The sequence below is a fragment of the Stenotrophomonas sp. SKA14 genome (genome assembly GCF_000158575.1).
Classification (GTDB): domain Bacteria; phylum Pseudomonadota; class Gammaproteobacteria; order Xanthomonadales; family Xanthomonadaceae; genus Stenotrophomonas; species Stenotrophomonas forensis.
Map to the genome: position 1 here is coordinate 1,123,280 of NZ_DS999412.1, position 12,248 is coordinate 1,135,527.

Consider the following 12,248-nt stretch of genomic DNA (forward strand, 5'->3'; position numbering starts at 1 on the left):
CACCGGCCTGCCGCGAGCGATGAAAGATCCGTGCCAACCAAGGTTGGCACCCACCTGTAGATGCCAACCTTGGTTGGCATGCGCCGGAGGCGCAGGGTCGGCCCCACCCGCCATTACCCCGCACCGCGCAACGCCTGCGCGGCCGGAGGGAGGTACCATTGGGGGTCTGATCCCCGTAACGGTCCCGATTCATGCGTAATCCGCTGATGCTCCTTCCGCTGGCCGTGGCCCTGGCCGCCGGCTGCTCCCAGGAGGCGGCCGCGCCCGCCGCCGCCCCGACTGCCGCAAAGGCCCCCGCCGCCCCCGTGAACGCCGAGAACCGCAGCCACGACGAAAGCTCGTATGCCGAGCCGGACAAGGTCGTCATCAAGGACATCGCGCTGGATCTGAAGCTGGACTTCGACCAGAAGCAGATCGGCGGCACCGCCACCTACACCTTGGAATGGAAGCAGAAGGACGCCAAGCAGCTGGTGCTCGACACCCGCGAGCTGACCGTGTCCAAGGTCGAGGCCGTCGCCGCCGATGGCGCGCGCAGCCCGCTGAAGTTCGAGTTGGCCGCAGCCGACAAGGTGTTCGGCAGCAAGCTGACCATCGAAGCCCCGGAGCAGCCGGCCAAGGTGGAAGTGAGCTACCACACCGCACCGACCGCCTCGGGCCTGCAGTGGTTGGCGCCGTCGATGACCGAGGGCAAGAAGCTGCCCTTCATGTTCAGCCAGTCGCAGGCCATCCACGCCCGTTCCTGGGTGCCGCTGCAGGACACCCCGAGCGTGCGCTTTACCTACAGCGCGCATGTGGTCTCGCGCCCGGACGTGATGGTGCTGATGAGCGCCGACAACGATCCGAAGGCCGCGCGTGACGGTGACTACACCTTCAAGATGCCGCAGCCGATTCCGTCGTACCTGTTGGCCATCGCCGCCGGCGACCTGGTGTTCGAGCCGATCTCCGGCCGCTCCGGCGTCTGGGCCGAGCCGACCATGGTCAACAAGGCCGCCAAGGAATTCGAAGACACCGAAAAGATGATCGGTGCCGCCGAGAAGCTGTACGGCGAATACCGCTGGGGCCGCTACGACATGCTGGTGCTGCCGCCGTCGTTCCCGTTCGGTGGCATGGAGAACCCGCGCCTGACCTTCGCCACCCCGACCGTGATCGTCGGCGACAAGTCGCTGGTGTCGCTGGTCGCCCACGAACTGGCGCACAGCTGGTCGGGCAACCTGGTGACCAACGCCAGCTGGAAGGACATCTGGCTCAATGAAGGCTTCACCACCTACGTCCAGGGCCGCATCACCGAAGCCCTGTACGGCAAGGAGATGGCCGAGATGGAGAAGCAGATCGACCAGACCGACCTGCTGGCCGAAGTGAAGGACATGAGCCCGGCCGACCAGGCGCTGGCGCTGCCGCCGCTGAACGAGCGCGACCCCGACGAAGCCCTCAGCCAGGTCGCCTACGTCAAGGGTTCGTGGTTCCTGGAGTTCCTGGAACAGCGCTTCGGCCGCGAGACCTTTGATCCGTTCCTGCGTGGCTGGTTCGATGACCACGCCTTCCAGAGCGCGAACACCGACCAGTTCGTCGAGTACCTGAAGAAGAACCTGCTGCCGAAGAACCCGTCGGCGGTGACCGAGGCCGAACTGAAGGCCTGGCTGGACGAGCCGGGCATCCCGGCGTTCGCGGTCAAGGCGCAGTCGCGCAACTTCAGCAGCGTCGATACCGCGCGCATCGCCTTTGCCAGCGCCGGCACCGTGCCGAGCAGCCAGGTCATCGCCGACTGGAGCACGCAGGAATGGGTGCGCTTCATCGACGGCCTGGGCACGACCCAGCCGCTGGACAAGCTGGCCACGCTGGACAAGGCGTTCCACTTCACCGGTACTCCGAATGGCGAGATCGCCATGCGCTGGTATCCGCTGGCGATCCGCAGCGGCTACGAGCAGGCCAATGAAGCGGCAGCGGCATTCATCGAGCGTGTCGGCCGTCGCAAGCTGATCCTGCCGATCTACGCCGAACTGGTGAAGACCCCGAAGGGGCTGGAGCTGGCCAAGCAGGCCTTCGAGAAGGCCAAGCCGGGCTACCACCCGATCACCACCGCCTCGGTGCAGGACATGCTGGCCAAGGCCGAAGCCAAGTAAGAAAACGCGCCGGGTATCCCCCGGCGCTTTTCTTTGTAGAGTCGAGCCATGCTCGACTGGCTCTTCAGCAGCAGTCGAGCATGGCTCGACTCTACAAGAATGCGAAAACACCAAGGACCTCCGCATGAAACGACTGATCCTGCTCACCGCCTGTACCCTGGCCCTGGCTGCCTGCAGCAACCCCGAGGAAGAGCGCAAGGCGCAGGAAGCCGCCGCGGCCGCTGTGCAGGCGCAGAAGGAAGCCAAGGCCGAGGACGTCGCCAAGCAGTACGACATGGCCGTGGCCGCTCAGGACTGGGAGCGCGCACGCCTGCATGGCGCCTCGCTGCTGGACCAGTACAAGGACACCGCCGCGGCCGAGCGGATCGCCGCCGGCTTCGATGAGGTCAAGGCCAAGGGCGATGCCGCGCGCGACCTGCGCCGCATGCAGGCACTGTGGCAGTACAACCAGATCCCGGTGGGCAACAAGGGCAACCAGGTCTCGGCGCAGATCTACAGCAAGGAACGGGTGGACGTGGATGGCAGCGGTGCCAAGCCGGTGCAGCTGGTGTTCCGCGATCACCCGGAATGGAAGCGGCACGCCTACCTGGTGCTGCAGGCCGGCGATTTCCGCTGCCCGCAGTGCACGGTGAAAGTGACCGTGGACGATGGCAAGCCGGTGTCGATGGCCGCCTGGCGGCCAAAGACCGATGAAGCCATCGCCCTGTTCATCACCGACCAGAAGGCGCTGTGGAAACTGGCGCGCAAGGGCAAGTCGATCAGCATCGAATTCCCGGTCAAGGCCGGTGGTACCCGTACCGCAGTGTTCGAGACCGGCGGCGTCGACGCCAGCCGCATGCCGCAGTGGTGGCAGTGATGATCGCGACGGGCAGCGCAGCGCACGCGTTGTCCGCGATCCGGCACTGGGTGTTCGACATGGACGGCACGCTGACGGTGGCCGTGCATGATTTCGCCGCGATCCGCCGCGCGCTGCAGATCGCGGCCGAGGAAGACATCCTCGACCATATCGCAGCGCTACCTGACGCACCGGCGCAGGCCAAGCGCGAGTGGCTGCTGGATCACGAACGCGCGCTGGCCGAGGACGCACTGCCGGCACCGGGTGCGGTGAAGCTGCTGCGCGCGCTGGCGGCCGGCGGTTGCCGGCTGGGCATCCTGACCCGCAACGACCACGCGCTGGCGAAGCTGACGCTGGAGGCGATCGGGGTCGGGGAACTGTTCGACGATGCCGACATCATCGGCCGCGATGAAGCCGTGCCCAAGCCTTCACCGGATGGCCTGCAGCAGCACCTGCGGCGTTGGGGCGTTTCCGCCGGGCAGGCGGTGATGGTCGGTGACCACGCCTACGACCTGGAGTGCGGCCGCGCCGCGGGCACGCACACCGTGCTGGTCAACCTGCCGGAAAACCCATGGCCGGACTGCACCGACTGGCATTTCGCCGATTGCCGCGACCTGCTGGCCGCCTGGCAGCAGAAGGGGTAGTGCCGGCCGCTGGCCGGCAGCGTCGACCAAGGTCGACACCTACCAGGGCAAAGCGTGTCGACCAAGATCGACACCCACCGAGCAGATGCGCGGGCAATTTGGTTACGCGCTGAGCGCGTAGCCAAATTGCTGCTTGAACTGCTCGTTGAACTCATCGAAGGTGAAGCGCTGGTTCTGCGTGCCCGGGTGCTCGACCTTCAGCGCGCCCATCAGGTTGCCCATGCGGCCGATGGTCAGCCAGTCGTAGCCCTTCTGGATGCCGTAGATCAGGCCTGCGCGGAAGGCGTCGCCACAGCCGGTCGGGTCGACCACGCGGCGCTCGTGCGCCGGCGGGATGTCGTAGCTCTTGTCCGGGGTGTGGATGACCGCGCCCTTCGGGCCGCGCGTGGTGATGTAGGCCTTGACCCGGCTGACGATCTCCTTCTCGTCCCAGCCGGTGCGTTCCTGCAGCAGGTTCGACTCGTAGTCGTTGACCACCACGTAGTCGGCCTGGTCGATGAAGGCACGCAGCTCCGGGCCGTTGAACAGCGGCATGGCCTGGCCCGGGTCGAAGATGAACGGGATGCCGTCCTCGTGGAATTCCTGCGCGTTCTGGATCATGCCCTCGCGGCCGTCCGGGCCGACCAGGCCCAGGGTCACGCCCGGCACGCCACGCACGTGGTTCTCGTAGGAGCGCATCATCGCGCCCGGATGGAAGGCGGTGATCTGGTTGTTGTCGTGGTCGGTGGTGATGAACGCCTGCGGAGTGAACAGCTCATCGATCACGCGCACGCGCGACAGGTCGATGCCCAGGCCTTCGAAGTACTCGCGGTACGGGCCGAAGTCCGAACCCACGGTGCCCATCGGGATCGGCTGGCCGCCCAGCAGGTGCAGGTTGTAGGCGATGTTGCCGGCGCAGCCACCGAACTCGCGGCGCATGCGCGGCACCAGGAAGGACACGTTCAGGATGTGCACCTTGTCCGGCAGGATGTGATTCTTGAACTGGTCCGGGAACACCATGATGGTGTCGAAGGCAAGAGAACCACAGATCAGAGCGGACATCGATGTAAGCCTATGCGGTGAATTTTGGGATGGGCCGGCCCGGTTCAGCGGGCAAGCAAACGGCGCCCTTGGGCGCCCGACGGCGCAAAGGTTACCCGCTGGTGCCGCTCAGGGCCAGAACCGGGTGAGACCGGATCAGGCCGAAAGCCTGTGAAGACGCGGGTTCAGCTAGTTTTTTCCTTGCTCGGCGGCAGGCGGGTTGCTAGGCTTGTCGGCCTCGATTTCTGCCCATTTTTTCGCCATCCCGCGGCGGGCACGACACCCCTCAGGACTCCTTCCTCAGATGTTCAAGAAACTCCGTGGCATGTTCTCCAACGACCTGTCCATCGACCTGGGCACGGCCAACACCCTCATCTACGTGCGCGGGCAGGGGATCGTGCTGAACGAGCCGTCGGTCGTGGCCGTGCGTCAGGACCGTGCCATTGGCGGCACCCGTTCGGTGGCAGCCGTAGGCGCCGAGGCCAAGCAGATGCTGGGCCGTACCCCGGGCCACATCACCACCATCCGCCCGATGAAGGATGGCGTCATTGCCGACTTCACCTACACCGAGGCGATGCTCAAGCACTTCATCAAGAAGGTGCACAAGTCGCGCGTGCTGCGCCCGAGCCCGCGCGTGCTGGTCTGCGTGCCGGCCGGCTCGACCCAGGTCGAGCGCCGCGCGATCAAGGAATCGGCCGAGGAAGCCGGCGCCCGTGACGTGTTCCTGATCGAAGAGCCGATGGCCGCGGCGATCGGCGCCGGCATGCCGGTTACCGAGGCCCGTGGTTCGATGGTCATCGACATCGGCGGCGGCACCACCGAAGTGGCGGTGATCTCGCTCAACGGCATCGTCTACTCGGCGTCGGTCCGCATCGGCGGCGACCGCTTCGACGAGTCCATCACCAACTACGTGCGCCGCAACCACGGCATGCTGATCGGTGAAGCCACCGCCGAGCGCATCAAGGTCGAGCTGGGCTGCGCCTACCCGCAGGCGGAAGTGATCGAGATGGAAATCTCCGGCCGCAACCTCGCCGAGGGCGTGCCGAAGATGATCAAGATCAGCTCCAACGAGGTGCTTGAAGCCCTGCACGAGCCCCTCTCGGGCATCGTCAGTGCGGTCAAGCTGGCGCTGGAGCAGACTCCGCCGGAACTGTGCGCCGACGTCGCCGAGCGCGGCATCGTGCTGACCGGTGGTGGTGCCCTGCTGCGTGACCTGGACCGTCTGATCTCCGAGGAAACCGGCCTGCACGTGCAGGTGGCCGACGATCCGCTGACCTGCGTGGCCCGCGGCGGTGGCCGTGCGCTGGAGCTGGTCGACATGCACGGCAACGAGTTCTTTGCGCCGGAGTAAGCCGTCCCGGCTGCCTGCGCCCGCAGCGCCCCTCCGGGGTGCGGCCCTCCGCAATGGTGGGCCGGCACCGGCGGGGCGCCCGCGTGTTTCCCTTCCGCCTTCTGCCAGTTGAAACGTTGCCGTGCCGCCCTACGCCGGACCTCCCGTCGCTTCCCGATCCGGTGATGCCGCCAGCCCGCTGCGGCTGCTGGCTTATCTCGCACTGGCCATCACCCTGATCGTGCTTGACGACCAGGCCGGCTGGCTCGCGCAACTGCGCGGGCAGGCCAACAGTCTGGTGCAGCCGGTGTGGGCGCTGGCGGGCCTGCCGGGCAAACTCGGCAATCAGGTCAAGGATTCCGCGGCCAGCCATGGCCAGCTGGTCAACGAGAATCGTGAACTGCGCAACCAGCTGCTGCTGGCCAACGCGCGCCTGACCCGCCTGCAGACCGCCGCGCTGGACAACGCACAGCTGCGCGAACTGCTGAACGTGGCCGAGCGCAGTGGCCTGGACGTGCAGCTGGCGCCGGTGCTGGATATCGATCTGGACCCGGTGAAGCAGCGGCTGGTACTCGACGCCGGCAGCCGCGAAGGCGTGCATGTCGGGCAGGCGGTGATCGATGCCGGCGGCCTGATGGGCCAGGTGATCAGCGTCACCGGCGGCACTTCCACCGTGCTGCTGCTGACCGACCCCGACCACGCGGTACCGGTCACCGTGGCCCGCAACGGCGTGCGCCTGATCGTCTACGGCCGCGGCGACAAACTGGAACTGCGCGATATCCCGCTCAGTGCCGGCGTGGAAGTGGGCGATGAGATCGTCACCTCGGGTCTTGGCGGCCGCTTCCCGGCCGGCTTCCCGGTCGGAACCATCACCGGCCTGCGTCCGGACGATACCCATGCCTTCCTGGTCGGCGAACTGAAGCCGGCGGCCCAGCTCGACCGCGGCCGCGACGTGCTGCTGCTGCGCCCGGGCGCGGCGATCCGGATTCCGCCGGAACTGCGCCTGCAGCTGGAAGCCACCGCGCCGGGCGGCCCGGCCACGGGTGCCACCGCGCCTGCGCCAGCCACAACGACGCCGGCTCCGGCCAGTGCTCCGGTAGTGCCGGCCGTTGGCCGGCAGCAATCCTCGTCTGCGACGAGGAATGCTGCCCCCGCATCCTCCCTTGATCCTGCTGCTCCGGTAGTGCCGGCCGCTGGCCGGCAACCGACCACGCCGGAGGCCCAGCGATGAGCCGCCTGCGCGACAACCCGTGGGTGCTGCCGGCCAGCCTGGTGGTGGCGCTGCTGCTGGGCCTGCTGCCGCTGCCGGCGCTGCTGCAGCCGCTGCGCCCGTACTGGCTGGCGCTGGTACTGGCGTACTGGGTGATCGAAGCGCCCGAACGCGTCGGCCTGGGCGTCGCCTTCGCCAGTGGCGTGATCGCCGACCTGCTGTACGGCGGCGTGCTCGGCGAACAGGCGCTGCGGCTGGTGATGCTGGCCTTCATCCTGCAGCGCTTCCGTGCCCGCATCCGCTTCTTCCCGATGTCGCAGCAGATGCTGGCCATCGGCGGCCTGCTGTTCAACGACCGCATCGTCAGTGCGCTGGTCCACATCCTGGTGGGCGAGCCGACCCTGCCGTGGTCCTACTGGTGGGCGCCGCTGCTGGGCATGGGCCTGTGGCCGCTGGTGTTCGTGCTGCTGGACGCGGTGCGCTTCGGCAAGCGCGGGCGCTGAACCATGATCCCGCGCCGCCAGGTCAAGAACCCGCACGCCGAAGCCGAACAGTTCCGCCGCCGCGCGGCGCTGGGTTTCCTGGGCGTGCTGGTCTGCCTGCTGGGCCTGGGCGGCTGGTACTTCAAGCTGCAGGTGCTGGACCACGACGTCTACGCCACGCGCTCGGAGGCCAACCGCATCAAGCCGCGGCCGGTGGTGCCCGGGCGCGGCATGATCTACGACCGCAACGGCCGCCTGCTGGCCGAGAACGTGCCGGCCTTCCGCCTGGACGTGACCCCGGACAAGGTCAAGGACATGGACGCCACCCTCGAAGGGCTGGCGAAGATCATCTCCATCAGCCCCGAAGAGCTGGAAGCATTCAACAAGTCGCGCAAGGCGCGCCGCAAGTTCCTGCCGGTCACGCTGAAGCTGCGCATGAGCGACGAGGAGATGGCGCGTTTCGCCGTCGACCGCTGGCGCTTCCCCGGCGTCGAGCTGGAGCCGTACCTGACCCGCCGCTACCCGTACGGCGACCTGTTCGCGCACATCATCGGCTACGTCGGCCGCGTCGATGACAAGGATCTGGAGATCCTCGGTGAAGGCAATGCCGCGCTGACCCACATCGGCAAGTCCGGCCTGGAGCGCTATTACGAGCAGCAGCTGCGCGGCAAGGTCGGCTACGAGCAGGTCGAAACCAACGTGCAGGGCCGTGCGATCCGCACCATCGGCCGCGTCGCCGCGCAGTCCGGTGCCGACCTGCGCCTGTCGATCGACGCGGACCTGCAGCGGGCCATGGTCGCCGCCTTCGGCGATCAGGAAGGCTCGGCCGTGGCGATGGACCCGCGTACCGGCGAAGTGCTGGCGATGGTCAGCCTGCCGTCCTACGACCCCAACCTGTTCGTCAACGGTATCTCCCATGCCGACTTCAAGGCGCTGAACGAGAACCCGTCGCGGCCGCAGTTCAACCGCCTGGTGCTCGGTGGCGTCGCCCCCGGTTCCACGCTGAAGCCGCTGATCGGCCTGGCCGGCCTGGATTCGGGCGTGCGCCGCCCGGAAGACAAGGTGCTGTCCACCGGCATGTTCTACCTGCCCGGCACCTCGCGTGGCTGGGGTGACGCCCACCGCGGCGGCCACGGCTGGACCGACCTGCGCAAGTCCATCGCCGAGTCGGTCAATACCTACTACTACAAGCTGGCGCTGGACCTGGGCATCGAGCGTTTCGATCACTACATGGAGTACTACGGCTTCGGCCAGCCGACCGGCATCGACCTGACCGGCGAGATCGGCGGCATCCTGCCGTCGCCGGCCTACAAGCGGAAGACCCGCAAGGAAGCCTGGTACCCCGGTGACACGGTCAACATCAGCATCGGCCAGGGCGACTGGAAGGTCACCCCGCTGCAGCTGGCGCGTGGTGTCAGCGCGCTGGCCGACGGCCAGTTGCGCACCCCGCACCTGGTGATCCAGCAGCGCGACGGCTTCGACAGCGACTGGGCGGCGACGTCGCCCGGCGAGATCAAGCCGGTCAGCCCCAACCCCAGCAACCTGCAGGCCGTGCGTGAGGGCATGATGGCGACCATGCGGCCCGGCGGCAGCGGTTGGCGTGTCGCGGTCGGTGCGCCGTACGTGATGGCCGGCAAGACCGGTACCGCGCAGGTCATCAGCCGCAAGGGCACGGCTGCCGTGAATCCGAAGAGCCTGCCGATGCACCTGCGCCACCGCGCGCTGTTCGTCGGCTTCGCGCCGGTCGAAAACCCGGTGATTGCGATCGCGGTGGCGGTGGAGGGTGGCGGCTATGGTGGTTCGGCGGCCGCGCCGATCGCACGCAAGGTGTTCGACGCCTACCTGCTGGGCAAGATGCCTGAAGGCATGCAGCCGCTGGACAGCGAGCGCGGTACCACCGCCATCGGTGCCACCGCGTTCGACAACGAAGATGCCGGCGCGCGCCAGGCCGGTGATCTGGCCGCCGCGCAGCTGGCCGAACACCCGGTGCTGGTCGGCGTGCCCGCGCCGGAGCCGGCTCCGGCACCGCCGCCGGGCACACCGGCCGCCGCCGCGCTGCCGGCCACGCCGCGCCCGACCTCTGCGGAGCCCGCACGATGAAGGTGTTCCTGCGCTGGGCCGGCGACATGCTGCGCCGCTTCTTCAGCACGCTGGACTGGGTGCTGTGCCTGGCGCTTGGCGCGCTGATGGTGATCGGCCTGGCCACCTTGAAAAGCGCCGGCGGCGACGGCCTGGTGATGGCCCAGGGGGCGCGTTTCGCGGTGGGGATGGCCGCACTGTGGGGCATCTCGCGGGTGCCGATCCTGCGCATCCGCTCAGCCACGCCGATGATCTACGCGATCTCGATGATCCCGCTGCTGGCGGTGTTCGTACTCGGCACCGGCAAATACGGACGGCAGTGGCTGGACCTGAAGTTCTTCTACCTGCAGCCGGCCGAGCTGTTGAAGGTCAGCCTGCCGATGATGGTGGCCTGGTACCTGCACCGGATGCCGCTGCCGCCGCGCTTCAACACCGTGCTTGTGGCGCTGGTCATCATCGGCGTACCGACCGGGCTGGTGATGCTGCAGCCGGACTTCGGGACCGGCGTGCTGATCGCCGCCAGTGGTGTGTTCGTGCTGCTGCTGGCGGGCCTGCCGTGGTGGTGGGTCGGCCTGGGCGTGGGCGGCGTGGCTGCGGTCGCGCCGCTGGCCTGGTTCTGGTTGCTGCGGCCGTACCAGAAGGACCGCATCATGATGTTCCTGGACCCGGAGATGGATGCGCTGGGCGCGGGCTGGAACATCATCCAGTCGAAGATCGCGATCGGTTCCGGCGGCTTCGACGGCAAGGGCTGGGGCGAGGGCTCGCAGTCGCACCTGAACTTCATTCCCGAGCAGACCACCGACTTCGCGTTCTCGGTGCTGAGCGAGGAATTCGGCTGGATCGGCGTGGCCACCGTGCTGGCGCTGTACCTGGTGGTGATCGGGCGCTGCCTGTGGATCGCCAGCCAGTCGCGTGATTCCTATTCGCGGCTGCTGGCCGGTGCCACCGGCCTGGCGTTCTTCGTCTACGTGCTGGTGAATGGCGGCATGATTTCCGGCCTGCTGCCGGTGGTTGGCGTGCCGATGCCGCTGATCAGCTACGGCGGTACCTCGGCGGTGTCATTGCTGGCCGGCTTTGGTCTGGTGATGGCGGTGCGCAGCCACAACCCGGTGCACGGTGGCTACGGGTAACGCCGGCCGCGCTCTTCTGTAGAGTCGAGCCATGCTCGACTGCTTTTCTCCGTTGCGTAGAGTCGAGCTTGCTCGACTGCTTCTGTTGCTGCATGAAACGCAGTCGAGCACGGCTCGACTCTACAAATGCAGCTGCCGCATGACAGCTTCACGCAAGCGCCCGTTGCTACCGTGGCCAGCGTGGAATGGAAACGACTGCTTGGCGGCTGCCGTGAGGCGGTGCGCACGATCGACCTGCCGTTGCTGGTTGCGCTGCTGATCCTGATGGCCGCCGGCCTGGCGGTGCTGCACAGCGTGTCCGGCCCGGTGGCCGGGCAGGCCGCGCGCTTTGCCGGTGGCCTGCTGGCCATGTGGCTGTTGTCGCGGATCTCGTTGCTGCGCCTGCGCGCGTGGACCCCGGCGTTGTACGCGCTGTCGATGCTGCCACTGATGGCGGTGTACGTGATCGGCACCGGCAAGTACGGACAGCGCTGGCTCAACCTGGGCGTGTTCTACCTGCAGCCGTCCGAACTGCTCAAGCTCAGCCTGCCACTGATGATGGCCTGGTACCTGCACCGGCAGCCGCTGCCGCCGTCACCGCGCACGGTGCTGACCGCTGCGGTGCTGATCGGAGTTCCCGCGGTACTGATCCTGATGCAGCCCAACCTGGGCACCGCCACGCTGGTCACGGCCAGCGGCGTGTTTGCCCTGCTGCTGGCCGGCCTGCATTGGGGCTGGGTCGCCACGGGCGCGACCGGGCTGGCGCTGGCTGCACCGCTGGCGTGGTTCGGCCTGCTGCGGCAGTACCAGAAGGACCGCGTGCTGACCTTCCTCGACCCGGCGGCGGACCCGCTCGGCACCGGCTGGAACATCCTGCAGTCGCGCATCGCGATCGGTTCCGGTGGCTGGCAGGGCTGCGGCTGGGGGCAGGGCACGCAGGCCACGCTGGATTTCCTGCCCGAGTACACGACCGACTTTGCGTTTTCAGTGTTGGCCGAAGAGTTCGGCTGGATCGGTGTGGCGACGGTGTTTGCGCTTTACCTGTTCGTGGTCGGGCGCTGCCTGTGGATCGCAGTGCACGCGCGCGACACGCATGCACGGTTGCTGGCCGGCAGCCTGGGGCTGGCGTTCTTCGTCTACGTCCTGGTGAACGGTGGAATGATTTCCGGCCTGCTGCCGGTGGTGGGCATTCCGATGCCGTTGATCAGCTATGGCGGGACATCGGCGGTTTCGCTGCTGGCCGGTATCGGGTTGGTGATGGCGGTGCGCGGGCATCGGCCGGTGCACGGGGGATAGGGGTTTCCAGCCAACGGCGCAGCCCCTCGTGGGTGGTTGCGTAACGCGGGTCATGTAATTGGGGCGGGCGCGGTGGGTTCGCGGGACACGCCGTAAACCCGTCCCTGGGGGCTCGATGGCGCC

The 12,248-nt window shown here is 67.6% G+C and carries 10 protein-coding genes; 9 read left to right on the plus strand and 1 reads right to left on the minus strand.

Going from position 1 to position 12,248, the window contains the following annotated elements:
- Window positions 1-191 precede the first annotated feature (191 nt).
- The 3 genes from SSKA14_RS05245 (at window position 192) to SSKA14_RS05255 (ending at window position 3,599) form a co-directional block, all read left to right on the plus strand.
- Window positions 192-2,120 carry a M1 family metallopeptidase gene (locus tag SSKA14_RS05245; protein ID WP_040007077.1) on the plus strand — a complete coding sequence of 643 codons (1,929 nt, stop codon included), beginning with the start codon at window positions 192-194 and terminating at the stop codon, window positions 2,118-2,120.
- 124 nt (window positions 2,121-2,244) lie between these two features.
- Window positions 2,245-2,976 (plus strand): hypothetical protein, encoded by a 732-nt coding sequence (locus SSKA14_RS05250; RefSeq protein WP_008265071.1) that lies wholly within the window; start codon window positions 2,245-2,247, stop codon window positions 2,974-2,976.
- On the plus strand, window positions 2,976-3,599 hold the full coding sequence (locus SSKA14_RS05255) for an HAD family hydrolase (protein ID WP_008268059.1): 624 nt from the start codon (window positions 2,976-2,978) through the stop codon (window positions 3,597-3,599). The genes SSKA14_RS05250 and SSKA14_RS05255 overlap by 1 nt, the downstream gene beginning before the upstream one ends.
- Before the next feature lie 102 nt (window positions 3,600-3,701).
- Here SSKA14_RS05255 and SSKA14_RS05260 read toward each other — a convergent pair whose 3' ends face one another.
- Window positions 3,702-4,640 carry a carbohydrate kinase family protein gene (locus tag SSKA14_RS05260; protein ID WP_008266164.1) on the minus strand — a complete coding sequence of 313 codons (939 nt, stop codon included), beginning with the start codon at window positions 4,638-4,640 and terminating at the stop codon, window positions 3,702-3,704.
- A gap of 283 nt (window positions 4,641-4,923) precedes the next feature.
- On the opposite strand from SSKA14_RS05260, the gene SSKA14_RS05265 reads away from it, so the two are divergent.
- From SSKA14_RS05265 to rodA (SSKA14_RS05290), 6 genes are all read left to right on the plus strand, one after another.
- Window positions 4,924-5,970 carry a rod shape-determining protein gene (locus tag SSKA14_RS05265; RefSeq protein ID WP_005419402.1) on the plus strand — a complete coding sequence of 349 codons (1,047 nt, stop codon included), beginning with the start codon at window positions 4,924-4,926 and terminating at the stop codon, window positions 5,968-5,970.
- A gap of 121 nt (window positions 5,971-6,091) precedes the next feature.
- Window positions 6,092-7,180, plus strand: a complete 1,089-nt coding sequence (gene mreC / locus SSKA14_RS05270) for a rod shape-determining protein MreC (protein WP_008268697.1) — start codon at window positions 6,092-6,094, stop codon at window positions 7,178-7,180.
- A complete protein-coding gene (mreD, locus tag SSKA14_RS05275) occupies window positions 7,177-7,662 on the plus strand; it encodes a rod shape-determining protein MreD (RefSeq protein ID WP_008265483.1) in 486 nt (161 codons plus the stop codon). The genes mreC and mreD overlap by 4 nt, the downstream gene beginning before the upstream one ends.
- A gap of 3 nt (window positions 7,663-7,665) precedes the next feature.
- Window positions 7,666-9,741, plus strand: coding sequence for a penicillin-binding protein 2 (mrdA, locus tag SSKA14_RS05280; protein WP_008268614.1), 2,076 nt, complete (start codon window positions 7,666-7,668; stop codon window positions 9,739-9,741).
- A complete protein-coding gene (gene rodA, locus SSKA14_RS05285) occupies window positions 9,738-10,850 on the plus strand; it encodes a rod shape-determining protein RodA (RefSeq protein ID WP_008266262.1) in 1,113 nt (370 codons plus the stop codon). Before mrdA ends, rodA (SSKA14_RS05285) begins: the two co-directional genes overlap by 4 nt.
- Before the next feature lie 180 nt (window positions 10,851-11,030).
- Window positions 11,031-12,125, plus strand: coding sequence for a rod shape-determining protein RodA (gene rodA, locus SSKA14_RS05290; RefSeq protein WP_198283621.1), 1,095 nt, complete (start codon window positions 11,031-11,033; stop codon window positions 12,123-12,125).
- Window positions 12,126-12,248 lie beyond the last annotated feature (123 nt).